At 69.1% G+C, this 24,354-nt stretch carries 20 protein-coding genes and 1 pseudogene; 14 read left to right on the top strand and 7 right to left on the bottom strand.

Annotated features, from left to right (window positions below; all coding sequences use genetic code 11):
• Window positions 1–51 precede the first annotated feature (51 nt).
• The 9 genes and pseudogenes from typA to OHS81_RS12080 all read left to right on the top strand — a co-directional run bounded on the left by typA (window position 52) and on the right by OHS81_RS12080 (window position 9,458).
• A complete protein-coding gene (gene typA / locus OHS81_RS12120; RefSeq protein WP_328384796.1) occupies window positions 52–1,956 on the top strand; it encodes a translational GTPase TypA in 1,905 nt (634 codons plus the stop codon).
• 219 nt (window positions 1,957–2,175) lie between these two features.
• Window positions 2,176–2,508 (top strand): antibiotic biosynthesis monooxygenase family protein, encoded by a 333-nt coding sequence (locus tag OHS81_RS12115; RefSeq protein ID WP_328384795.1) that lies wholly within the window; start codon window positions 2,176–2,178, stop codon window positions 2,506–2,508.
• Between the two features lie 211 nt (window positions 2,509–2,719).
• Entirely contained in the window at window positions 2,720–4,339 is a 1,620-nt protein-coding gene (locus OHS81_RS12110) for a peptide ABC transporter substrate-binding protein (protein WP_328384794.1), read from the top strand.
• Between the two features lie 27 nt (window positions 4,340–4,366).
• A complete protein-coding gene (locus tag OHS81_RS12105; RefSeq protein ID WP_328384793.1) occupies window positions 4,367–5,290 on the top strand; it encodes an ABC transporter permease in 924 nt (307 codons plus the stop codon).
• A complete protein-coding gene (locus OHS81_RS12100; RefSeq protein ID WP_328384792.1) occupies window positions 5,283–6,272 on the top strand; it encodes an ABC transporter permease in 990 nt (329 codons plus the stop codon). Before OHS81_RS12105 ends, OHS81_RS12100 begins: the two co-directional genes overlap by 8 nt.
• 11 nt (window positions 6,273–6,283) lie before the next feature.
• A complete protein-coding gene (locus tag OHS81_RS12095; RefSeq protein WP_328384791.1) occupies window positions 6,284–7,324 on the top strand; it encodes an ABC transporter ATP-binding protein in 1,041 nt (346 codons plus the stop codon).
• The gene (locus OHS81_RS12090; RefSeq protein ID WP_328384790.1) at window positions 7,311–8,375 is read left to right on the top strand and encodes an ABC transporter ATP-binding protein; all 1,065 of its coding nucleotides are present in this window, start codon (window positions 7,311–7,313) and stop codon (window positions 8,373–8,375) included. Before OHS81_RS12095 ends, OHS81_RS12090 begins: the two co-directional genes overlap by 14 nt.
• A 68-nt stretch (window positions 8,376–8,443) precedes the next feature.
• Window positions 8,444–9,175 (top strand): annotated as a pseudogene (locus OHS81_RS37425) (DUF4158 domain-containing protein); the annotation flags it as partial.
• Between the two features lie 28 nt (window positions 9,176–9,203).
• Window positions 9,204–9,458 carry a Tn3 family transposase gene (locus OHS81_RS12080; RefSeq protein ID WP_328384789.1) on the top strand — a complete coding sequence of 85 codons (255 nt, stop codon included), beginning with the start codon at window positions 9,204–9,206 and terminating at the stop codon, window positions 9,456–9,458.
• Window positions 9,459–9,503: 45 nt separating this feature from the next.
• Here OHS81_RS12080 and OHS81_RS12075 read toward each other — a convergent pair whose 3' ends face one another.
• A complete protein-coding gene (locus OHS81_RS12075; protein ID WP_328384788.1) occupies window positions 9,504–10,109 on the bottom strand; it encodes a helix-turn-helix domain-containing protein in 606 nt (201 codons plus the stop codon).
• 144 nt (window positions 10,110–10,253) lie between these two features.
• On the opposite strand from OHS81_RS12075, the gene OHS81_RS12070 reads away from it, so the two are divergent.
• The 3 genes from OHS81_RS12070 (at window position 10,254) to OHS81_RS12060 (ending at window position 12,805) form a co-directional block, all read left to right on the top strand.
• The gene (locus tag OHS81_RS12070) at window positions 10,254–11,240 is read left to right on the top strand and encodes an alpha/beta fold hydrolase (protein ID WP_328384787.1); all 987 of its coding nucleotides are present in this window, start codon (window positions 10,254–10,256) and stop codon (window positions 11,238–11,240) included.
• A gap of 317 nt (window positions 11,241–11,557) precedes the next feature.
• Window positions 11,558–11,896: an MmyB family transcriptional regulator gene (locus tag OHS81_RS12065; protein WP_328384786.1), complete on the top strand. Its 339-nt coding sequence runs from the start codon at window positions 11,558–11,560 to the stop codon at window positions 11,894–11,896.
• Between the two features lie 420 nt (window positions 11,897–12,316).
• Window positions 12,317–12,805, top strand: coding sequence for a ricin-type beta-trefoil lectin domain protein (locus OHS81_RS12060; RefSeq protein WP_328384785.1), 489 nt, complete (start codon window positions 12,317–12,319; stop codon window positions 12,803–12,805).
• A 244-nt stretch (window positions 12,806–13,049) separates the two neighbouring features.
• Here the strand turns inward: OHS81_RS12060 and OHS81_RS12055 are convergent, their stop codons facing one another.
• The 5 genes from OHS81_RS12055 to OHS81_RS12035 all read right to left on the bottom strand — a co-directional run bounded on the left by OHS81_RS12055 (window position 13,050) and on the right by OHS81_RS12035 (window position 19,310).
• Entirely contained in the window at window positions 13,050–14,189 is a 1,140-nt protein-coding gene (locus OHS81_RS12055; RefSeq protein ID WP_328384784.1) for an ABC transporter ATP-binding protein, read from the bottom strand.
• Between the two features lie 12 nt (window positions 14,190–14,201).
• Window positions 14,202–15,263 (bottom strand): ABC transporter ATP-binding protein, encoded by a 1,062-nt coding sequence (locus tag OHS81_RS12050; RefSeq protein WP_328384783.1) that lies wholly within the window; start codon window positions 15,261–15,263, stop codon window positions 14,202–14,204.
• Window positions 15,264–15,274: 11 nt separating this feature from the next.
• The gene (locus OHS81_RS12045; RefSeq protein ID WP_328384782.1) at window positions 15,275–16,246 is read right to left on the bottom strand and encodes an ABC transporter permease; all 972 of its coding nucleotides are present in this window, start codon (window positions 16,244–16,246) and stop codon (window positions 15,275–15,277) included.
• Between the two features lie 124 nt (window positions 16,247–16,370).
• On the bottom strand, window positions 16,371–18,170 hold the full coding sequence (locus OHS81_RS12040; protein ID WP_328384781.1) for an ABC transporter substrate-binding protein: 1,800 nt from the start codon (window positions 18,168–18,170) through the stop codon (window positions 16,371–16,373).
• Between the two features lie 105 nt (window positions 18,171–18,275).
• Window positions 18,276–19,310, bottom strand: a complete 1,035-nt coding sequence (locus OHS81_RS12035; RefSeq protein ID WP_328384780.1) for an ABC transporter permease — start codon at window positions 19,308–19,310, stop codon at window positions 18,276–18,278.
• A gap of 482 nt (window positions 19,311–19,792) precedes the next feature.
• On the opposite strand from OHS81_RS12035, the gene OHS81_RS12030 reads away from it, so the two are divergent.
• A complete protein-coding gene (locus OHS81_RS12030) occupies window positions 19,793–20,917 on the top strand; it encodes a hypothetical protein (protein WP_328384779.1) in 1,125 nt (374 codons plus the stop codon).
• A gap of 50 nt (window positions 20,918–20,967) precedes the next feature.
• Here OHS81_RS12030 and OHS81_RS12025 read toward each other — a convergent pair whose 3' ends face one another.
• Complete coding sequence (locus tag OHS81_RS12025) at window positions 20,968–23,157, bottom strand: S9 family peptidase (RefSeq protein ID WP_328384778.1); 2,190 nt, start codon at window positions 23,155–23,157, stop codon at window positions 20,968–20,970.
• 945 nt (window positions 23,158–24,102) lie between these two features.
• Here OHS81_RS12025 and OHS81_RS12020 point away from each other — a divergent pair.
• Window positions 24,103–24,297 carry a hypothetical protein gene (locus tag OHS81_RS12020; RefSeq protein ID WP_328384777.1) on the top strand — a complete coding sequence of 65 codons (195 nt, stop codon included), beginning with the start codon at window positions 24,103–24,105 and terminating at the stop codon, window positions 24,295–24,297.
• Window positions 24,298–24,354 lie beyond the last annotated feature (57 nt).

Genomic DNA, 24,354 nt, shown 5'->3' with positions numbered 1-24,354 from the left:
GTACCGAATGGACGTGCCGCCACCCACGATTCCGGGAGAAGCGCCGCCAGTATGCCCACGCGCCACGACATTCGTAACGTAGCCATCGTCGCCCACGTCGACCACGGGAAGACGACCCTCGTCGACGCCATGCTCAAGCAGGCCGGCGCGTTCGCCGAGCACGCCGCCGAGAAGCTCGACGACCGGATGATGGACTCCAACGACCTGGAGCGTGAGAAGGGCATCACGATCCTCGCCAAGAACACGGCGGTGAAGTATCACCCCAAGGACGGCGGGGACCCGATCACGATCAACATCATCGACACCCCCGGCCACGCCGACTTCGGTGGCGAGGTCGAGCGCGGTCTGTCGATGGTCGACGCGGTCGTCCTGCTGGTCGACGCCTCCGAGGGCCCGCTCCCGCAGACCCGCTTCGTGCTCCGCAAGGCGCTCGCGGCCCGGATGCCGGTCATCCTGTGCATCAACAAGACCGACCGCCCCGACTCCCGGATCGACGAGGTCGTCAACGAGACCTACGACCTCTTCCTGGACCTGGACGCGGACGAGGACCAGATCGAGTTCCCGATCGTCTACGCCTGCGCCCGTGACGGCGTCGCCTCGCTGACCAAGCCGGAGGACGGCACCGTCCCCGCCGACAGCGAGAACCTCCAGCCGTTCTTCAGCACGCTGCTGGAGCACGCCCCGGCGCCGGAGTACGACGCACAGGCGCCGCTCCAGGCCCACGTCACCAACCTCGACGCGGACAACTTCCTCGGCCGTATCGCGCTGCTCCGCGTCGAGCAGGGCGAGCTGCGCAAGGGCCAGAACGTCGCCTGGATCAAGCGCGACGGCTCGATCCAGAACGTCCGCATCACCGAGCTGATGATGACCGAGGCGCTCACCCGCAAGCCCGCCGAGGTGGCCGGCCCGGGCGACATCTGCGCGGTCGCCGGTATCCCCGACATCATGATCGGCGAGACCCTGGCCGACCCGGAGAACCCGATCGCGCTGCCGCTGATCACGGTCGACGAGCCGGCCATCTCCATGACCATCGGCACCAACACCTCGCCGCTGGTCGGCCGGGGCGGTACCGGCAAGGGCGCGGACGCCAAGAACGTGGTCAAGGACCGCAAGGTCACCGCCCGCCAGGTCAAGGACCGCCTGGAGCGTGAGCTGATCGGTAACGTCTCGCTGCGCGTGCTGGAGACCGAGCGTCCCGACGCCTGGGAGGTGCAGGGCCGCGGTGAGCTGGCGCTGGCCATCCTGGTCGAGCAGATGCGCCGTGAGGGCTTCGAGATGACCATCGGCAAGCCGCAGGTGGTCACCAAGGAGGTCGACGGCAAGACGCACGAGCCCGTCGAGCGCATGACCATCGACGTGCCCGAGGAGCACATGGGTGCCGTCACGCAGCTGATGGGTGTCCGCAAGGGCCGGATGGACAACATGTCCAACCACGGCTCCGGCTGGGTCCGCATGGAGTTCGTCGTTCCCTCCCGCGGCCTGATCGGCTTCCGTACCGAGTTCCTGACCAACACCCGCGGCACCGGTATCGCGCACTCCATCCACGAGGGTCACGAGCCGTGGTTCGGCCAGCTCTCCACCCGTAACAACGGCTCCCTGGTCGCCGACCGCTCCGGTGCGGTCACCGCCTTCGCGATGACCAACCTCCAGGAGCGCGGTGTGCTCTTCACCGACCCGGGCACCGAGGTGTACGAGGGCATGATCGTCGGCGAGAACTCCCGCTCCGACGACATGGACGTCAACATCACCAAGGAGAAGAAGCTCACCAACATGCGCTCCTCCTCGGCCGACTCGTTCGAGGCGATCGTGCCGCCGCGCAAGCTGTCGCTGGAGCAGTCCCTGGAGTTCTGCCGCGACGACGAGTGCGTCGAGGTGACCCCGGAGGCCGTGCGCATCCGCAAGGTCGTCCTGGACCAGAAGGAGCGCGGCCGCACGGCTTCCCGCGCGAAGCGCTGAAGGACCGCGCCAAGCGGTAACACCGACGGTGGTCCGGGCCGGGATGCCGGCCCGGGAAACGGGGCGCCCCTCCGCGTGAGGGGCGCCCCGTTTGCGTACCCGGAGGGCGGCCGTACCCGGAGGGCGGCGGGGCGGGCCGCGCGGGGGAGCGGCTGGGGGCCGCTGCTGGGGCGTCCCGGCGGCGGCCGCGTTGTCAGTGGTCGGCGGCAGACTGTCGGTATGGCAGCTGTAACGAAGATCGAGACCGGGCGCACGATCGCGACGCTCATCAATGTGTTCACCGTCCTGCCCGAGCGGCAGGCGGAGCTGGTGGCGGTGCTCAGCCGGGCCACCGAGGAGACGATGAAGGACCGGCCGGGGTTCATCTCGGCGAACATCCACGCGAGCGCGGACGGCGAACGGGTCGTCAATTACGCGCAGTGGGAGAGCGAGGAGCACTTCCGGGCGATGCTGGGCGACCCGACGGCGCAGGAGCACATGACGGAGGCCGCGGCGCTGGCGGAGGGGTTCGATCCGCGGCTGTTCGCGGTGGAGTCCGTGCATCACATATAGGGGTTGCCGGGGAGGGCGCCCCTGAGGGAGCCCCGGGGCGCCCCTGGCGTCCCTCCCGGGACTCTCCCCGGGGCGCTCCTCCGCTCCGTCCCCGCTCGGGCATCCGAGGGTTTTCTCCGGTCTTCGGAGCAGGGCGGTCGCCGCCGAAGTGCGGTACGTCCCCCTTTGCGCTCTGATGTGGCTAGGCATGATCCGGACCTGAGGAGGCGTCATGCGGAGAGCCACGCGCGCGAAGTGGGGCGGCTGCGCCGTCGCCGTCGCTCTCGTGGCCACGGCCTGCGGGGGCGGGGCCGGCGCCGGCCGCTCCGGGGTGGTCAGCTCGTCCTGGGGCGATCCGCAGAATCCGCTGGAGCCGGCGAACACCAATGAGGTCCAGGGCGGCAAGGTTCTGGAGATGCTGTTCCGGGGGCTCAAGCGCTACAACCCGAAGACCGGCGCGGCGGAGAATGTGATTGCCGACCGCATCGAGACGAAGGATTCGCGGAATTTCACGGTGACGCTGAAGAAGGGCTGGACCTTCAGCAACGGGGAAAAGGTCACGGCCCGGTCCTTCGTGGATGCCTGGAATTACGGTGCGCTGCTGAGCAACAAGCAGAAGAACGCGGCGTTCTTCTCCTATATCGACGGCTTTGCGCAGGTGCATCCGGACAGCGGGCGTCCGCGGGCCAGGGCCCTGTCGGGGCTGGTGGTGAAGGACGACCACACCTTTACCGTCAAACTCAACCAGAAATTCTCCAGCTGGCCCGACACCCTGGGTTACGCGGCCTTCATGCCCCTCCCGCAGGCGTTCTTCCGCCATCACGACGCCTGGCTCGGGAATCCCGTCGGGAACGGCCCGTATCTCGTGGACTCCTATGACAAGGGGTCCGTGCTGCGGATGCGGAAGTGGCAGAAGTACCCGGGTGACGATCCGGCGCGGAACGGCGGAATCGACCTGCGGGTCTATACGGACAACAACACCGCTTACACCGATCTGCAGGCGGGCAATATCGACCTGGTCGATGACGTGCCGGCCGCGCAGCTCACACACGTGAAGGCGGACCTCGGGGGCCGCTACATCAACCAGCCGGCCGGGATCATCCAGACCCTGACCTTCCCCATGTACGACAAGCGGTGGAACCACCCGGGCGCGGAGAAGCTGCGGCGCGGTCTGTCCATGGCGGTCGACCGGGACCAGATCACCCGGGAGATCTTCCAGCGGACCCGCACCCCCGCCACCGACTGGACCTCGCCGGTGCTGGGGGCGCACGGCGGCTACAAGGCGGGGCTGTGCGGCGACGCCTGTGTGTTCAACCCGGCCAGGGCGAAGCAGCTGATCAAGGAGGGGGGCGGGATTCCCGGCGGGACGATGACCCTCACGTACAACGCCGATACGGGGTCCCACAAGGACTGGGTCGACGCCCTCTGCAACAGCGTCAACAAGTCGCTGGGAGACGACAATGCCTGCGTCGGCAACCCGGTCGGGACCTTCGCCGACTTCCGGAACAAGATCACGGCCAGGCGGATGACGGGGCCGTTCCGGGCCGGCTGGCAGATGGACTATCCGCTGATCCAGAACTTCCTGCAGCCGCTGTACTACACCGACGCCTCCTCCAACGACGGAAAGTTCAGCAACCGCGCCTTCGACAAGCTGGTGAACGAGGCGAACGCGGCAACGGACACCCGCCGGGCCGTCGCGACCTTCCAGGACTCGGAGAAGATCCTCGCCCAGCAGATGCCGGCCATTCCGCTCTGGTACCAGAACGGCAGCGCCGGCTATTCCGACCGGATCAGCAAGGTGTCACTGAATCCGTTCAGCGTGCCCGTCTACAACGAGATCAAGGTCAACTGACTGCGGTGTGAGGGAGGTTGACGCTTCATGGGACGCTATGTGATCCGGCGGCTGCTCCAGATGATCCCGGTGTTCATCGGCAGCACCTTCCTGATCTTCTTCATGGTCTATGCACTGGGCGACCCCGTGGCCGCGATGTTCGGCGACCGGGCCCCCGACCCCGCCACCGCCGCGCAGATCCGCCGCGACCTCTACCTCGACGAGCCGCTGTGGAAGCAGTATCTGCACTACATGGGCCAGATCTTCCAGGGGAATTTCGGCACCGCGTTCAACGGCCAGTCGGTCACCGAGCTGATGGCTTCCTCCTTTCCCGTCACGCTGCGGCTGACGGTCATCGCCGTCGTGATCGAGATGGTGGTGGGCATCGTCCTGGGGGTGTTCAGCGGGCTGCGCCGCGGCCGGGACGTCGACACCACGGTCCTCGTCCTCACCCTCGTCGTGGTGTCCATCCCGACGTTCGTCAGCGGCTATCTGCTGCAGTTCCTGTTCGGGGTGCAGTGGGGCTGGGCCGCGCCGTCCGTCGCCCCCGAAGCGCCGCTGAACGAACTCCTGCTGCCGGGGCTGGTGCTGGCCCTGGTCTCGCTCGCCTATGTCACCCGGCTGACGCGGACCTCGATCGCGGAGAACGCCCGCGCCGACTACGTCCGTACGGCCCTCGCCAAGGGCCTGCCCCGGCACCGGATCATCACCCGCCACCTGCTGCGCAATTCGCTGATCCCGGTGGTCACCTTCATCGGCACCGATATCGGCGCCCTGATGGGCGGCGCGATCGTCACCGAGCGCATCTTCAACATCCACGGCGTCGGCTTCCAGCTCTACCAGGGAGTCCTGCGGCAGAACTCGCCGACCGTCGTGGGCTTCGTGACGATCCTGGTGCTGGTCTTCCTCCTGGCGAACCTCCTCGTCGACCTGCTGTACGCCGTCCTCGACCCGAGGATCCGCTATGCCTGAGCCCTACGTCCCCAAGGAAGCCATCGGCCACGGCGACGGCGGCTCCGCCGCGCTGGCCATCGGCGAGGCGGAGTCGCTGGAGCGGCGGCCGGGTGCGGCCCCGCCGGGCGCCGGACCGCCCGGCAAGGAGCCCGGCAAGCCCCGCAGCCTGTGGAGCGACGCCTGGCACGATCTGTACCGCAACCCCGTTTTCGTGGTCTCCGCGCTGGTCATCGTCTTCCTGGTGATCATCGCGATCTGGCCGCAGCTGATCGCCACCGGCAACCCGTACCGCGCGGACCTCGCCAAGGCACAGCAGGGCTCCCAGCCCGGCCACCCCTTCGGCTTCGACACCCAGGGCCGCGACGTCTACACCCGGGTGGTCTACGGGGCCCGCGCCTCCATCACCGTCGGCGTCTGCGCCACGACCGGCGCGGCGCTGCTCGGCAGCCTGCTGGGCGGGCTGGCCGGCTTCTTCGGCGGCTGGGGGGACAACCTGCTCTCCCGGCTCGCCGACATCTTCTTCGGCATCCCGGTGATCCTCGGCGGCCTGGTCTTCCTCTCGGTCGTCACCAGCAGCACGGTCTGGCCGGTGGTCGGCTTCATCGTGCTGCTCGGCTGGCCGCAGGTCTCCCGTATCGCCCGCGGCTCCGTCGTCACCGCCAAGCAGAACGACTACGTCCAGGCCGCACGGGCGCTGGGCGCCGGCAACGGACGGATGCTGCTGCGGCACATCGCCCCCAACGCCGTCGCACCGGTCATCGTCGTCGCCACCATCGCGCTCGGGACGTACATCGCGCTGGAGGCGACGCTCTCCTACCTCGGCGCGGGCCTGAAACCGCCCACCGTCTCCTGGGGCATCGACATCTCCACGGCCTCCACCTACATCCGCAGCGCGCCGCACATGCTGCTGTGGCCCGCGGGCGCACTGAGCCTCACGGTGCTGGCGTTCATCATGCTCGGCGACGCGGTGCGCGACGCCCTCGACCCCAAGTTGCGCTGAGGAGCCGGAAGATGACGAACGAGGACGCGGACCACAGGCCCGCGGACGGCGGTACGGCGCTCGCGGAGCCGGCCCTGCTCGACGTGCGCGATCTGCGGGTCGAGTTCCGTACCCGCGACGGCGTGGCGAAGGCCGTCAACGGCGTCAGCTACCGCGTGGCGCCGGGGCAGACGCTGGCGGTGCTGGGGGAGTCCGGCTCCGGAAAGTCCGTGACCGCCCAGGCCGTGATGGGCATCCTCGACTCACCGCCCGGGTTCGTCACCGGCGGCGAGGTCATCTTCCAGGGGCGCGATCTGCTCACCCTGCGCAAGGAGGAGCGGCGGAAGGTCCGCGGCGCCAAGATGGCGATGATCTTCCAGGACTCGCTGTCCGCACTGAACCCGGTCCTCACCGTCGGCGCACAGCTCGGGGAGATGTTCGAAGTCCACGAGGGGATGTCCCGTAAGGACGCCCGCGGCAGAGCCGTGGAGCTGATGGAGCGGGTCGGCATCCCCGCGGCCCGCGAGCGGGTGGGCGACTATCCGCACCAGTTCTCCGGCGGGATGCGCCAGCGCATCATGATCGCGATGGCGCTGGCCCTCGGCCCCGACCTGATCATCGCGGACGAGCCGACCACGGCGCTGGATGTCACGGTCCAGGCGCAGGTGATGGACCTGCTGGCGGAGCTGCAGCGGGAACTCACCATGGGGCTGATCCTGATCACCCATGACCTCGGGGTGGTCGCGGACGTCGCCGACACCATCGCGGTGATGTACGCGGGCCGGATCGTCGAGACCGCCCCCGTCCACCAGCTCTACCGGGCGCCCGCGCACCCGTACACCCGCGGTCTGCTGGACTCCATCCCACGCCTGGACCAGAAGGGCCGGCAGCTCTACGCCATCAAGGGCCTGCCGCCCAATCTGACCGCCATCCCGCCGGGCTGCCCCTTCCACCCGCGCTGCCCGCTGGCCCAGGACGTCTGCCGCACCGACCCGCCGCCGCTCTACGAGGTCGGCCCCGGCCGGGCCAGCGCCTGCCACTTCTGGAAGGAGACGATCGATGGGGCCCGGTGAGGGTGGCACCCCGGCGGCCGGTGCCCCGGAACCGCTGCTGGAGGTCCGCGACCTGGTCAAACACTTCCCGCTCACGCGGGGTGTGCTCTTCCACAAACAGGTCGGCGCGGTCCGGGCCGTCGACGGTGTCTCCTTCGACCTCCACAAGGGCGAAACGCTCGGCATCGTCGGCGAATCGGGCTGCGGCAAGTCCACGGTCGCCAAGCTGCTGGTCGGCCTGGAGCGTCCGACGGCAGGTCAGATCCGGTACCGCGGCGAGGACATCAGCACCCTCTCCGGGCGGGCCCTGCGGGCCGTGCGCCGCAATATCCAGATGGTGTTCCAGGACCCCTACACCTCCCTGAACCCCCGGATGACCGTCGGCGACATCATCGGCGAGCCGTACGAGATCCACCCCGAGGTGGCCCCCAAGGGAGACCGCCGCAGAAAGGTCCGCGAACTCCTGGACGTGGTGGGGCTCAACCCCGAGTACATCAACCGCTATCCGCACCAGTTCTCCGGCGGCCAGCGCCAGCGCATCGGTATCGCCCGCGGCCTCGCGCTGCGCCCGGAGATCATCGTCGCCGACGAACCGGTCTCCGCGCTGGACGTCTCCGTCCAGGCCCAAGTGGTCAACCTGCTGGAGCAGTTGCAGAACGAGTTCGATCTTTCCTACGTCTTCATCGCCCACGATCTGTCCGTCGTACGGCACATCTCCGACCGCGTCGCGGTGATGTACCTGGGCCGGCTCGCCGAGACCGGCACCGACGAGCAGATCTACGAGCACCCCACCCACCCGTACACCCAGGCCCTGCTGTCCGCCGTCCCCGTCCCCGACCCGGACGCCCGCAGCCACCGCGAGCGCATCCTGCTCACGGGCGATGTCCCCTCGCCCGCCGCCCCGCCCTCCGGCTGCCGCTTCCGCACGCGGTGCTGGAAGGCCCGGCAGCTGTGCGCGGATGTCGTGCCACCGCTGGAAGTGCCGGTGGAATTCCGCGAGACAAAGGGCCCGGCCGGGCATGCCTCGGCGTGTCACTTCGCCGAGGAGCGGCAGGTGGTGCCCAGCGAGTGAGGGAATGTCGGTCAATTCTTCGCATTGACCGTAATGGGCACCGTCGGGGCATGGCTACCGTTCGCCGCATGCCGGTGGAATTTTTAACTGATGAGCAGGCCGAGGCGTACGGGACGTTCACCGAGGTGCCCACCCGCCCGGAACTGGAGCGGTTCTTCTTTCTCGACGATGACGACCGTGACCTGATCGCCCTGCGTCGTACGGACGCACATCGCCTGGGCATGGCCCTGCAGGTCTGCACGGTCCGCTACATCGGCCGGTTCCTGGGTGAGGACCCACTCGCGGTGCCGTGGGAGGCCCTGGAGTACCTGGCCGGGCAGCTCGGCATCGCCGACGCCTCGTGCGTGAAGCGGTACCCGGAGCGCCGATCGACGGTGTACGAGCACGCGGCGGGGATCCAGAAGCGGTTCAAGCACCGGGACTTCACCGATCGGAAGTGGGGTCGGGAGTTCCGCGGCTTCCTGTACGGGCGGGCGTGGACGCATGCCGAGGGGCCTGTGGCGCTGTTAAACCACGCGGTGACGTGGCTGCGGAAGAACCAGGTGCTGCTGCCCGGCGTTTCGGTGTTGGCCCGGCAGGTGTCGGAGGCCCGGACGGTTGCCGAGCGGCGCTTGTACGAGGCGGTGGCCCGCGCCGCGTCCCGGGCCGATCCGTCGCTCGCGCCGGCGCTGGCTGAGCTGCTGGTCGTGCCGGAGGGCAAGCGGGTCTCTGAGCTGGAGCGGCTGCGTACTCCGCCGACGAAGTCGACGGGTACGGCGATGGTGCGGGCCATGGAGCGGGTGGAGGAGATCTCGGCGTTCGCGCGACCGCGAGGGCCAGGAGGATCAGTTGGCCAGTCTGGGTCTCCTTCTCAATGCCGTCGTGCTGTGGAACACCCGCTACTTGGACGCTGCTGTTGCCCGGCTCCGCGCCGAGGGCCACGCCGTCAAGGACGAGGACGTCGCCCGGCTCTCCCCGCTCAAGGACCGGCACATCAACTTCCTGGGCCGCTACCTGTTCAACATCAAGGCCAGCGGCCCCGGCCAGGGCCTGCGCCCCTTCCGCGACCCCGACGCCGCTGAGGACGACGAGGAAGAGGCCTGACATCCTGGGCGTACCCGGGACGTCAGGCCGTTCGTTCGCTGCTTGCTACCGGGCCCTGGGGCCGGGGGCGGGCGGGGTGCGCGGTCGCAGGCGCTCTCCCTGCGGCCCGAACATGATCAGGTACTCGACCGGGCCGCCGGGGCCGGCGTTCGCGACCCCATGGGGATTGCGGGTGTCGAACTCGGCGACGTCCCCGGCTCTCAGGACGAGGTCCTGGTCGCCGAGTGCGAGCCACAGCCGCCCGTACAGGACGCACAGCCATTCCCAGCCGTCGTGGGAGACCTGCCGAGGCCGCGCGGGCGGCTCCTGGACGGCGGGTAGGACGTGTTTGTGGGCGTGCAGGCCCCCGACGTACCGGGTCAGCGGCAGCACCGCCTTGTCGTCGCCGAAACGCTGGAGCGCGGAGGTGCGGGGCTCGGCGGCGGGAGCGGTGCCGGCCAGCTCGTCCAGGGAGACGCCGTACTCCTTCGCCAACTGCAGCACCACTTCCAGGGTGGGCTTGCGTCGGCTGGTCTCGATCCGCGACAGCGTGCTCGGGGAGATGCCGGTCGCGCAGCTGACGCCGGTGAGCGTGGAGCCGCGGTGTTCGCGCGCGGCCCGCAGCCGGGGGCCCATCGCCGCCAGCGTGTCGGCCACGTCGTCGCCTGTCACCCGCTCTGCCCCCTTCCGGACGTGCCGCCCCACCATCCTGTCCTGCAAGTTTGCCAGATTGGCAAGGGTAATCGCGGTGGACGGTCGCTGCGCCGCATGATCGATGCGTACCTGCATCCACCCGCGAACCGAGGAGAAGCCCCCATGCAGCCCGAGCCGTCCGCCGCACTCCGCCACCGCACCGTCGAGGCCCCGGCCGGGCGCCTTCACCTGGTCGAGCAGGGCACCGGCCCGCTGGTCCTGCTCGTGCACGGCTTCCCCGAGTCCTGGTACTCCTGGCGCCACCAGCTCCCGGCCCTCGCCGCGGCCGGCTACCGGGCGGTGGCGCTCGACGTGCGCGGCTACGGCCGCTCCTCCAAGCCTGCGGAGACCGACGCCTACCGGATGCTGGACCTGGTGGAGGACAACGTCGCCCTCGTGCACGCCCTCGGCGAGGAGAACGCGGTGGTCGTCGGCCACGACTGGGGCTCCAACATCGCCGCCACCTCCGCCCTGCTCCACCCCGAGGTCTTCCGGGCCGTCGCCCTGCTGAGCGTCCCGTACGCGCCACCCGGCGGCCCCCGCCCCACCGACATCTTCGGCCAGATCGGCGGCCCCGAGCAGGAGTTCTACGTCTCCTACTTCCAGGAGCCCGGCCGCGCCGAGACGGAGATCGAGCCTGACGTGCGGGGCTGGCTCGCGGGCTTCTACGCCGCCCTGTCCGCCGACACCATGCCCACCCAGGGCGAGCCCGACCCGCACTTCGTCGCCCACGGCGGCCAGCTGCGTGACCGTTTTCCCGCCGGCATCCTCCCGGCCTGGCTGGCCGAGGACGACCTCGACGTTTACGCCGGAGAGTTCGAGCGCACGGGTCTGACGGGCGCCCTCAACCGCTACCGCAACGTGGACCGCGACTGGGAGGACCTCGCCCCCCACCGCGGAGCCCCGATCAAGCAGCCGTCCCTGTTCATCGGCGGCGCCCTGGACGCCTCCACCACCTGGATGTCCGACGCTATCGACGCCTTCCCCACCACCCTCCCCGGCCTGACCGCCTCCCACCTCGTAGAGGGCTGCGGCCACTGGATTCAGCAGGAACGCCCCGAGGAGATCAACCGTCTGCTGACCGGCTGGCTCAACACCCTCACGGGTTGAACCGCCAGGCGCGGCCGGGGCTTCTGTACACGGAACAGTTCGGCCCGCGTACCCGAGCGCAGCGGCTACGGCCGGGTGCTGCGTGATTCTCACAAATGACCAGTTGCGAGAGTTCTGCGAACACACCGGTGCTGCTCACGAATCCGCAGGTGGCCGTTCGCAGAACCCCTCTCAAAACCAGCATGTTGTGCGAGACAGTTCTGACAGACTGCGCGGGTGGACCTGACGCCCAATCAAGCAGCAAACGCGGTAGAACGAAACGACTGTCCGAAGTGTGAAGCCCCGGCGGGCAGCGCCTGCCGCACTCGGAGCGGGAAATGCCCGACACCGCCGACGCCGCCCTCGTCTCCGATCTGCGCCACGCCACCGGCCGCTTCCCCCGGGACAGTCGCCTGGCCGCGCTGGTCCGCGACCTGAACGCAGGCAACGAGAGGTTTGCCGAGTTGTGGGCGAAGGGAAAGGTGACCGCGAACCGCGAGGTCCGCAAGACGGTCGACCACCCGTCGGTGGGCCCGGTCACGGTGGACTGCGATGTCCTGACCGACGGCGACACCGAGCTCAAGATTGTCATCATGACCGCCGCGCCGGGCAGCGAGGACGAGACCAAACTCCAGCTCGCCATTGTCGTCGGCCCACCGGCCGGCACGCGCAACTGATCCGCCCCGCGTGTCGGCCGACCGGCGGCTCACGGTCCCCTGTCAATCGCTTCGCGTCGTGGGGAACCTTTCAAGCGGCCAACTCCACGGAGGGGTCGGCAGTGGGACACGGCGCGACGAGACGCCCTTGTGCTCTCACAGGCCCGGAACGGAAACGCACAGTGATCCCCCTGCCGCTGCACCGCTGGAAGGATCCCGGCCTCCTCGGCGCCACCGGCCCCGGGGAACACGGTCCCTTCGGCCCCTGGCCCGAACCCGAAGAGGATGAGACCGCTGCCGTATGCAGCACACCCGGGCCTCATCAGGAGTGGGGAACCGCAGCAAGATCAATCTCACCGGGATTTCCTGTACCTCAACTACTCACACCCGGATATGGGCGGTCCTGTCGGTGCCGACCGAACAGAGGCAAAAGCAGGGGGAATGGTGAAGCGTAGCTTCGGTATGACCATCGCAGATCTGGCTATGGCCGGACTGGCGACTCTTGGCGCGACATCGGCATCTGCCGCACCCGTCCAGGGGTTCAACATCAAAAATGTGGTGGCCAAGAAGTGCCTCAAGTTCAACGGGTTCGACAAGCGGGTGACCGCTGTGAAGTGCAACACCGGTGATGCGAAGCAGAACTGGGCGAATTACCCCGGCGACGAGATCATTGCGGCGTATGCGAATCCGGCGGCGGGCCCCTGTCTCGCGACCAAGAAGAACAGCGGCGGCTACGTCTACGCGAAGAAGTGCACCAGCGACCCGAACACGTGGTCCATGGCGTGGAGTGTGAACTCCTTCCACGACGGGGAGAAGGCCATCTACGGAAATGGCCTCGGCCGCTGCTACCTCAAGGTGTCGGGCGGCAATGCGGTCTGCACCCCGGGCCACACCACCCAGCAGAAGTGGTGGGTGGCCGACTACAACTAGTCGGAACCTCTTCGGTACCGCTGCCCGGCCACACCGGAGCGGTACCGGCCGACGCGCTCAGCCTCTGAATCCGGAGCAGGCGTGTTCGCCTTCAGCCATCGGCCTGCCGGTACCGACCGGCAGGCCGATGCGCCTTTCCGGACCCGGCCAACCCGCCGGTGCGGGCCCGGTACGGCCGGAGCCCGCCTCCCTCCGGGGAAGCGGGCTCCGGTTTGCGCGGCTTCGGCTGCGAGCCGCTGCGTCTCTAGTCGGTCTTGCCGCCCTCGTCGGCCGGCTCGGCGTCCTCCATCGCGGCCAGCGCCGGGTCGAGGATGATGTCCTCGTCGCGGGCCGCGGTCGTCGGTTCCTCCGGGAAGTGGCAGGCCGTGAGATGGCCACTCTTGTTGCCGGTGAGCTGGACGAGCGGCGGCTCCTCGGTCGCGCACTTGTCCTGGGCCTTCCAGCACCGCGTACGGAACCGGCAGCCGGAGGGCGGGTTGACGGGGGAGGGGACGTCACCGGCGAGGCGGATGCGCTCGCGGTCCTCCTCCTCGTCCTCCACCAGCTTGGCCTCGGGCACCGCCGAGAGCAGCGCGTGGGTGTACGGGTGGCGCGGCCGGTTGTAGATCTCGTCGCGGTCGCCCACCTCGACGATCTTGCCGAGGTACATCACCGCGACCCGCTGGCTGAAGTGCCGCACGATCGCCAGGTCGTGGGCGATGAACAGGAACGCGATGCCCAGCTCGCGCTGCAGCTTCTGGAGCAGGTTGACGACCTGCGCCTGGATCGAGACGTCGAGCGCGGAGACCGGCTCATCGGCGACGATCAGCTTCGGCTCCAGGGCGAGCGCCCGGGCCACACCGATGCGCTGCCGCTGGCCGCCGGAGAACTCGTGCGGGAAGCGGTTGTAGTGCTCCGGGTTGAGACCCACGGTCTCCAGGAGCTCACGGATCCGCTTCTCCCGGCCACCGGGCGGGTTGATCCCGTTGATCTCCATCGGGCCGCCGATGATGGTGCCCACCGTCTGCCGCGGGTTGAGCGAGGCATACGGGTCCTGGAAGATCATCTGGATCTCGGACCGGATCGGTGCCAGTTCCTTGCGGCCGGCGTGGGTGATGTCCCGGCCCGCATAGGTGATCTTGCCGGAGGTCGGCTCCATCAGCCGGGTGAGCAGCCGTCCGGTGGTGGACTTGCCGCAGCCCGACTCGCCGACCAGGCCGAAGCTTTCGCCGGCGTGCACGGTCAGGTCGAGCCCGTCGACCGCCTGGACCGCACCGACCTTCCGCTTGAACGGGAATCCGCCGTAGATCGGGAAGTGCTTGGTAAGGCCCTCGGCGGTGAGCAGCGGCTCGCCCGGGACGGGCGCGGCGTCACGAGGCGCCGGGAGGGTGACGTGGTCTGTCATGGTGGTAGCTCCCTAGCCCAGCCGGGGCTTGATCTGCTCGGTGAAGAGGGTCTGCTTCTGCTCGGCGCTCAGGTGGCACGCGGCCGCGCGCCCCAGCTCCAGCAGCGGCCGCTCGTCGGTGCAGCGCGCACCGCCGACCTCGCCGGTGAAGCCGCAGCGCGGGTTGAAGGCGCAGCCGGAGGGCGGGTTGAGCAGGCTCGGCGGGGACCCGGGGATCGGGTGCAGCGCCTCGCTGACGTCCGAGGAGAGCCGCGGCATGGAGCTCAGCAGGCCCCAGGTGTAGGGGTGCCGGGGCTGGGTGAGGATTTCCTTGACGGAGCCCCGCTCCACCGCCCGGCCCGCGTACATCACCAGCAGGTCGTCCGCGGTGTTGGCGACCACGCCGAGGTCGTGGGTGATCAGGATGATCGCGGAGCCGAACTCCTGCTGCAGGTCCTTGAGGAGGTCGAGGATCTGCGCCTGGACGGTGACGTCCAGGGCGGTGGTCGGCTCGTCGGCGATCAGCAGCTCGGGGTTGCAGACCAGCGCCATGGCGATCATGGCGCGCTGGCGCATACCGCCGGAGAACTGGTGCGGATAGTCGTCCACCCGCAGCGTGGGCTGCGGGATACCGACCTTGGCCAGCATCTCGATGGCGCGCTGCCGGCCCTCGCGCTTGCTGGCACCGGTGTGCTTGATGAACGGCTCGGCGATCTGCCGGCCGACCGTGTAGTACGGCGACAGGGCGGTCAGCGCGTCCTGGAAGATCATGGCCATCTTGTTGCCGCGGAGCTTTTCCAGGGTCTTCTCCCGGGCTCCGGTCAACTCCTGGCCGTCCAGGACGATCTCGCCGCCGATCTCGGTGCTCTTCGGGTCGTGCAGGCCCAGGACGGCGAGGTTGGTGACGGACTTGCCGGAGCCCGACTCGCCGACGATACCGAGCGTCTGGCCGCGTTCCAGGTCGAAGGAGAGGCCGTCTACCGCCTTGACGATGCCGTCCTCGGTGGAGAACCGCACCTGAAGGTCGCGGACGGACAGGAAGGGGTCCGATCCGGTCGGGACCGGCGTGCCCTCGGTCTTGGTGAGTGTGGTCACTTCAGGCTCTCCTAGGACAGGCGCACGCGCGGGTCGATGAGGGCGTACGTCGCATCCACGATGATGTTGAACACCAGGATCAGGGCGGCGCTGAAGATCAGCACGCCCAGGATCATGGGCAGGTCGAGGGTGGTGACGGAGTTGATCGCCAGACGGCCCAGGCCCGCCAGCGAGAAGGTGTACTCGGTGATCATGGCGCCGCCGAACAGCGAGCTGAGGTCGATGCCCAGGATCGTGACGATCGGGATCAGCGAACCCCGCCAGGCGTAGCGCAGGAAGACATAACGCGCCGGCATGCCCTTGGCCTTGGCTGTCCGGACGTGCTCCTCCTGGAGCTGCTCGATCATCGTCGAGCGCGCCATACGGGTGTACTGGGCGGTGAAGATCGTCGACATCACCAGCCACGGCAGCAGCAGACCCATGAACCAGCCGGCCGGGTTGCTGGTGAAGTCCACGTACTTGGGGGAGCCCATGATGCCGCTGTAGACGAAGATGCCGAGGACGATCGGGCCCAGGATGTAGATCTGCACCGAGCTGAGCACCATGGACGCGCCGGTGACGGTCTTGTCCAGCAGCGAGCCCTTCTTCCAGGCGGCCAGCAGACCGGCGCCCAGGCCGATGACCAGGAAGGCGGCCGCGCCGCCGATGGCCAGCGACGCCGTGGTCGGCAGCCGGTCCATCATCGTCGCCCAGACGTCCTGGTGGGTGGCGAAGGAGTAGCCGAAGCAGGGGGCGCTGCAGTGCCCGACGCTGTAGTCGCGCCCCGCGAAGATGCCGACGAGGAAGTCCCAGTACTGCGTCGTCAGGGGCTTGTCGAGACCGAGGTTGTGGTGGATCAGGGCGACGTTGTCGGCGGTGCAGTTCTTGCCGCACGCCATCAGCGCCGGGTCACCCGTGGAGAAGAAGATGAAGAAGGTGAAGGCGCTCAGCAGGAGAAGGATGATGACCGCGCCGAGGATCCGGCGGAATAGGAAGGGAAGCATGGCAGTTCGCTGCTCTCAGGACGGCGGCGGCAGTGGGGAGTGAGGGTGGCAGGGAAGGCCCCGGAGAGCGCGCGCTCCGCCGTGCCGCGCGCTCTCCGGACCGCCTTCCGGTGCTTGCTGCTGCTTACTTCTTGAGGTACAGCGTGTTCAGGTCCAGGTAGTTGGTGTCGCTGTTGTAGCGGGTACCACCGACGTTGGAGCCGTACAGCTGGAGCACCTTGGTGTAGAAGACCGGAGCGGCCGGGTTGATCTTCTCCACGATGTAGTGGTGCAGCTTCTGCCACTCCGCGGTCTGCTTCGTGACGTCCGCGATCTTCTGGATGCGGTCGATCTCGGAGCTGACGTGCTTGTCACGGATGTGGGAGTAGTTGGCCGCGCCGTCCTGGATCTGCCGCGGGTCGTACGACGGCGGGATGACGGTGGAGGCGTCCGCCCAGTCCTGGCCCCAGCCGGTCATGTAGATGTCGAAGCCGTTGTCGACCTTGCCCATCTGCTGGTACCAGGAGGAGGAGTCGACCTCCTTCTTCTGGACGTTGAAGCCGGCCTTGTTCAGCGCGTCCTCGACGACCGCGGCTTCCTTCTGGCGGATCTCGGTGTTGGAGTAGGCGTAGACGAGCTTCATGCCCGTCTTGCCGGCCTCCTTGAGGAGCTTCTTGGCCTTCGCCGGGTCGCCGTTGGGGTGCGTGAGCTTCCCGTACGGGTCGTAGCCCTTCTCGTAGCCCGCGACGGTCGGGGCGAGCAGGCCGCCGGCCACCTCACCGCCGTAGCTGCCGCCGTTGATGCGGACGATCTGGGCGTTCGGCATGGCGTAGGTGATCGCATCGCGGATCTTCTTGTCCTTGATGCGGTCCATGTTCATGTTCATCTGCCAGACGTAGGGCTGGTAGCCCTGCACCGTCCGCTTGCTGGCGCTGGCGTTGTCCAGCACCTGCTTGGTCTGCGTCGGCTCCACCGCGTTGGTGAAGCTGATCGCGTTCTTGGCCTCGCCCTGGTCGGCCATCAGGCGCTTGGTGGAGTCCGAGAACTGGTGGTTGAAGGTGATGTCGAAGGCGTCGACGTACTGGTGGCGCGCCGGGTCCGTCTTCGGGTCCCAGCTGGTGTTGCGCACCAGCTTCGCGGACTTGCCCTCCTTGAAGGAGGCGAACTTGTACGGGCCGGCGGAGACCGGCTTGACGTCGTAGTTCTCCTTGGTGTCCTTCGCGCCGTCCGGGACGACGCTGTAGCCCGCGATGGCGAGCGCGTAGGGCACCTGCGACTGCGGCTTCTGGAAGTGGAAGATGACGGTTTTGTCGTCCGGGGTGTCCAGGACGCTCTTGGGCAGGTGGTCGCCCTTGTACGGACCGTCCGGCAGCGCCTTGCGGTACGTGGTCCCCTCGCCCGACAGCCAGGTCTGGAGGTAGGAGGGCCCGTCGGTGATGAACTTCGCGTACATCCGCTCGATGGTGTGGCGGATGTCCTTCGAGGTGATCGGCTTGCCGTCCTCGAACTTGATGCCGTCCTTGAGCGTGTACTTCCAGGTCTTGCCGCCGTCCGACATCTGGCCCGCGTCGGTGGCGAGGTCGCCGACCACCGTCTTGTTGCCCTTGTCGTCCTGCTTGTACGTGGTCAGGCCACGGAAGATCAGCTTGGACAGGTCGCCGAGGTCGCTGACGTACATCTGCGCCGGGTCCAGGTGGTTGAAGCTGTCACGCTGGTAGACGCGGATGGTGCCGCCCTTGCGGGAGCCCTTGACCTCGGCAGCCGGGCCGGTGGAGTCGGAGGTCGTGCCCAGCGGCACCGCCTTGGCCTGCGCCGCGGCGTCCTTGTCCGTCTGCGAGTCGTCCTTGCCGGTGCCGCCGCCGCTGCTGCAGCCGGTGAGCGCGAGGGAGGCGGCCGCCAGGGCCACGACCGTCGCGCGTGCTCTGCGCGTAGATAGTGCGTTCATGAGGTTCCAAGCACCTGCCTGTCGGTTGTTGTCCAGATGTGCTGCCTGACGCATCCGGGTACGAGCCCGGCGCGGGGGTGGCAGCCGCCCCCCTCACATGGACGATCAGCGCCCGGACTTGGGGTCGAAGGCGTCCCGGACCGAGTCCCCGAGCAGGTTGAAGCACAGCACGAAGATCACCATCGCGGCGCCGGGGAAGACCAGGAAGGTCGGGTCGTTCTCGTAGACCATGCCGGCCGTGTGGAACAGCCGCCCCCAGTCCGGGGTCGGTTCCATGATGCCGACGCCCAGATAGGACAGGCCGGCCTCCGCCGTGACGAACAGCGGGAGCATGTAGGTGGCCTGCACCAGGATGGGCGTGACCACATTGGGGAGCAGTTCCTTGCGGATGATCCGCCAGGGGGAGGCGCCGGTGATCTTCGCGGCCTCGACGAATTCCCGCTCGCGCAGCGACAGCACCTGGCCGCGCAGCAGCCGCGCCAGACCCATCCAGCCCAGCGCCCACTGCACCAGGATCAGCGCCACGACGCGCACATAGGTGGGGGTCTCGTCGCCCGGCGGGATGAAGAACGCGACGACCACGGGCATGAAGGCCACGAAGGTCAGCTGGCTGGGGAAGGCGAGCAGGAAGTCGATGATCCGGCCGAGCCAGTAGTCGGTCTTGCCGCCCACGTAGCCGGCCGTGACGCCGAGCAGGGTGCCGGTGATCACCACGAGAATGGTCACCGCCACCGAGATGCCCAGGGACATCCGCATGCCGTACAGCAGGTTGGTGAACAGGTCACGGCCCAGCGCGGGTTCGATGCCGAACCAGAAGTCGCCGGAGATCCCGCCGTTGGGACCCATCGGGTAGCCGAAGTCGTCGAAGAGGCTCGGGTCCTCGTTGCCGTAGAACGTGTAGGGGTTCTTGCCGTACAGCGAGGAGATCACCGGGGCGAGCGCCGCGACGACGAAGAAGGCCAGCACGATGACGGCGCAGACGACACCGGTGCGGTCCCGCTTGAAGCGTCTCCACATCAGTTGTCCGGGTGAACGGCCTACGAGCTCACCGTCCTTGCCGTCCTTTGCCTTCTTCAGACCCTCCGGCCCACGTCCTGGGTCATCGGACGTGGTAGCCGCGGTCTGGGATGGACTAGTCATCGCGAAGTGCCCCCGCGCCGAGTTCTCTTGGAACATGAAGCGGCACCGAATGCACCGCTGGATGAGCGGACTTTCGCAAGTGATTTGTGGCGGAGTCAAGGGGATCGGGTGTGCTCGTGAACAGGTCGTCTACTTCTTGAGCGAACGTTGCGCAAGTTGACGCCACGGCGTGCTTGACAGGCGGGCGTGATGTACGGCATGGGAGACATTTCGGTACGAACGTCTTTAACATGAAGGCAACTTCACTGTCGCAACACCGATATACGGACGCGCCATGATGAACAACGTACGGCCGTGCGGGTGCCGTAGACCGGCCGGGACGCCAGACGGCGTTCCGGCCGGTTGCCGTTTTGCGCACCTTTCGTCCGCCGCTGACCGCGGCTCTGTTGTCCCTGCGCCGGGTCTGGAGTAGACCTGCGGGTAGGCGCCTCCAGGGGGCCGCCCAGGACCACCCAGTACATCGACACGGACGGGGGCTGGCCGTGTCCACAACGCGGGACGGCGATCTCACCCGCGGCGCACGCGGTATCGGTGCGCTGGTCTGCCTGCTGCTCGCGCTGCTCACCGCGGGCTGGATCATCCGGGACCTGACGATCGCCCAGCACGGCGCGGACGTGTGGTGGACCTGGCTGGGGGAGGCGCGCCGGCCGCGGGAGTTCACCGCCTGGGCGACCTCGGCGCTCGACCCGCTGCTGACGCTCGGCGCGCTCGCCGTCGCGATCGCCACGGTGCGCACCGCCGTCCTGTCGTCCGTGGCCGCGGGCGCACTGCTCTCCCTGGCGGCCGCCACCGCACTGCTCCGCCTCCCGCTGGTGTGGATGCTGGGCGCCGGCTGGCTCCAGGGGCTGGACAGCGGGCTCACGGCGCGGGCGCGGCTGACCGCGCTCACCCAGCTCGCCCTGGCGGTGGGGCTGATCGTGGTGGTCGTGGCGGGCCGGCGGCGGGGCGGCCGGGCGGACCGGCATGCGCGGCACGCCGTGCGCGGGCTGCCACAGGGGGCGTCCTCGGCGTACGGAGTGGTCCACGCGGTGCCGTCCGGAGCGGGTCCCGAGCGGCCCGGCCGGCCGCACAAGGGAGCGGCCGTCACGGCCGGCGTGCTTCTGGGCGCCGCCGGACTCGCCGTGGCCGGATGGGAGTTCCACTGGCAGCAGCGGCTCGGCGGGGACGTCTACCGCAAGGGGCTGCTCGGGGACGCGTCCGTCTTCCGCGCCCTGCTGCAGCCCCCGGTGCACTGGCAGGCGGCGGCCCTCGCGCTGCTGGCCCTGGGGGCCGCGGCCGCCGTACTGCGCCGCGCGCCCTGGGCCCGGCCCGCGGCGATGACGGCCGCGGCCCTGCTGCTGGTGCACGGCGCCGTGGCGCTCGTCTTCGCCGTACGCACCGGGGAGTTCGGCCGCCTCGGCGCGCTGCCGGCCTGGGCCCGGCTGGAGGTGGGCACCGCGGCCTTCGTGGTGGCCGCCGCGCTGGCCGCGCTGATCGCGGCGGCCCGCCCCGGCGCGCCGGATGCCTCCCACCCCACGGACGGTGTGCTGGCGTACGGCTCCGCCCCGGGCGAGGCGCGGCCGCCGCACGCCCCGCCCCCGCCGTCCAGGCTTCCGCCCGGTTGGTGAGGCGCCCCTTGGGGCGCGTGACGTCCCCCGGGCCGTGACGCGCTACGCCCTCAGGGCGCCATCCCCAACGACCGCTTGAGGAAGTCCACCTGCAGCAGTAGCAGATTTTCGGCCACCTGCTCCTGCGAGGCCATATGCGTCACGCCGGACAGCGGCAGGACCTCGTGCCGGCGGCCCGCCGCCAGCAGCGCCGAGGAGAGCCGCAGTGCGTGCGCCACCACGACGTTGTCGTCCGCGAGACCGTGCACGATCATCATCGGGCGGTGCGGCTCCTGTGCCCCGGACAGCCCCTCGTCCGTGATCAGCGAGTTCGCGGCGTAGACGGCCGGCTCCTCGTCCGGGTGGCCGAGATACCGCTCCTGGTAATGGGTGTCGTACAGCCGCAGATCGGTCACCGGCGCACCGACCACCGCCGCATGGAAGACATCGGGGCGGCGCAGCGCCGCGAGCCCCGCGAGATAGCCGCCGAAGGACCAGCCGCGGATGGCCACCCGCTCCATGTCCAGGGGAAAGGATCCGGCCAGTGCCTGGAGGGCGTGGACCTGGTCGTCCAGGGCGACCTCCGCGACATCGCGGAACATCGCCTTCTCCCACGCGGGGGAGCGTCCCGGGGTGCCCCGGCCGTCCGCAACGATCACTGCGAACCCCTGGTCGGCGAACCACTGGGAGGTCAGATGGGCGTGGTGCGCGGCCACCACCCGCTGGCCGTGCGGACCGCCGTACGGGTCCAGCAGCACCGGCAGCGGACCGTCGCCCTCCTGATATCCGGTGGGCAGCAGCACCGCGCACGGAATCTCGCGTTCCCCGGCCAGGACGAGACGGGGGCGGGCGGTCAGCACCGGCTCCTCGGCGCAGGAGCCGATGGAGGCGAGGACCTTCTCACCGCCGTCGGGATCCAGCCGCACCACGTCCACCTGGGTGCCGGGCCGCTCCAGCGACGCCTGCGACAGCACGGTCACCGCGCCACCGCGCACCGCGGAGGACACCGTCGGATACGCACGCTCGCCGACCCGCTCCCAGCCGCCCTGGTCACCGCTGCCGCGGAACCAGGCGCGGTAGACGCCGATGTCGTGCATGTCGGCGCCGCTCGCGGAGAACAGGACATCGTCCTCGCCGATGTCGAGAACGGCCCGGACGTGCAGCGGAGCGCCGGTCAACGGGCGGGCGCCGACGAACAGTTTGCGCGCGCCGCCCTCGTCCGAGATCCGCACCAGCCGTCCGTCCGGCGTCCAGGCCGGCGCCCCGGGGAACGGCTCGACCCACGCCTCGTCCTCCTCCTCGTGCACCGTCCTGGTCGTACCGGTCGCGGTGTCGACGGCCAGATAGCGCTGGTCACGCTGGTCGCGGGCTTGGACGAGCAGCAGCGGCGGCCCGGCCGCCGACCAGTGGACGCGCGCCAGATAGGGGTAGCGCTCGGTGTCCCAGCCGATGTCCGTGCGCGAGCCGTCCAGGCCGAAGAGCGTCAGCGTGACCCCGGCGTTGCGGGTGCCTGCCGCCGGGTACGCGACCCGTACGGGCTCCCGGTCCGGATGGGCGGGGTCGGCGATCCACCAGCGCTGCACCGGCGCCTCGTCGACCCGCGCCGCCAGCACCGCGTCACTGTCCGGAGACCACCAAAAGCCCCGGTATCGGCCCATCTCCTCGGCCGCGATGAACTCCGCGAGCCCCCAGGTCACCTCCGGCCCGTCGGGCTCGGCCAGCACCCGGTCCGCCGGTCCGGCGCCGGCGCGGCCGCCGTCGTCCCCGTCCGAGGTCGTGGCGCCGTCCACCGCGACCACCCGCAGCCGGCCGTCCGCCACAAAGGCCACCTGCCGGCCGTCGGGTGAGGGGCGGGGGTCCACGACCGGTCCCTGGACCGGGAGTTCACGGGTGGTGCCGGCCCGTAGCTCGGAGACGAACAGCCGGCCGGAGAGGGTGAAGGCCGCCAACTCCACGGCGGCGTCGGTCGCATAGCCGACGATGCCCGCCGAGCTCTCCCGGCTGCGCTCGCGGCGGGCCCGCTCCTGTGGTGGCAGGTCCTCCTGCGCCCCGGCCAGCAGGGCCTGCGGATCGGCGGCCGGGAACTCCCGTCCCGCTTCCAGATCGAGCACCCACAACTGCTGGCTGCGGTCGGTGCCCGAGCGGGAACGCAGGAAGACGACGCGTGCGCCGTCGGGGGAGAGGGCGTAGCCGCGCGGTGCGCCCAGAGTGAAGCGCTGCGTACGGGCGTATTGCCGCGGGAACGAAGGCTGTCCGGTCATGGGCCGAGCCTACGGGCTGTGTTCACGGCGCGTCGTGTGCTCGTGAGAGCCGGCCTGACAGCGTCCGGTGCGCTGCCCTCGCCGTCAGCTTCGCCGGCCCCCGGACGGGCCCGGGACCTGGCGAAGCACCGGGTCACAGCAACCGGAAGGCGAAGCCGAAGCCGACGACGGCCATGGCGAGACCGATGACGAGAACCAACCGATGACGAGAACCACCGGCCCGAAGACAACGTTGAACCAGTTCTTGCCGTCCTTGACACGCGGGAGGGAGCGGGTCAGCGCGACACCGGCACGGACGAACACGCACCCGGAGATCCCGAGGAGTTCCAAGAAGCCGGGGGCCCAGCCGGGGTCGTGCTCCTGGCACGTGCGCGACCCCTGCCAGGAGCACGGTGCCGACTGCAGGGGACACGGACCAACTCGCCCCTTCCCCGGCTTCTTCGGCTTCTCCGGTGTTTTTGGCCAAGTCCTGCATGTCCGTCTCGATCCCGGCGCCCCAAGGTGTCCGCGGCCCCGGGGACGGCCTTCCTCCAGTCCCTGGTCGAGTACGTCACCAGACGTCAGTGGTATGTCGGGGAGCGGCTGCCGGGAAAGGGGCTCAACGAGTCCGGGACAGGGGGCTGACCTGCGTTTTACCTCCATGGGCCGACCCGGACCCGGACATGACCGAGGCGGGACGTGAGCGTTGCGAGGGGAGTGGTGGCGCGTTCCCGTTACGCCGCTGTTCGTGGGGACCGGCTCACCCTGGTCGCGCTCGTGAAGATCGTGTGCGCCCCCGTTCTGCTTCCGTGCTCCGACTTATGCGCTAGGACGGAAAGTTATGATCTCTTGGGTGTCGTGGGTACGGGGTAAAGAGCCCTTGGCATACCCGGTGCGCGGGTTCGTGGAGACGGCCCGTGTGCCACCAACTCTGTCCGGACCCCGAGTACTTGGAGGTGAGCCGCCGTGGCACTCTCGATTTCGGCGGTGGTGCTGCTGGCGATCATCGTCTTCTTGCTTGTCAAGAAGTCCGGACTGAAGGCCCCTCATGCCTTTGTGTGCATGCTGCTGGGCTTCTATCTGGCCAGCTCGTCCATCGCGCCGACGATCAAGCAGCTGACGACGAACGTCGCCGGCATGCTGGGAAACATCAAGTTCTGAACCGCTCCTGCCCGGTCCCGTCCGTCGCATGCCCGCCCTCCGGCGGGGCGTGCGGGG

The sequence above is a fragment of the Streptomyces sp. NBC_00400 genome, from assembly GCF_036048035.1.
In the GTDB taxonomy this organism is placed as follows: Bacteria; Actinomycetota; Actinomycetes; order Streptomycetales; family Streptomycetaceae; genus Streptomyces.
Note: the sequence above shows the minus strand (reverse complement) of the source record. Positions and strands in the feature narration are given on the sequence as shown.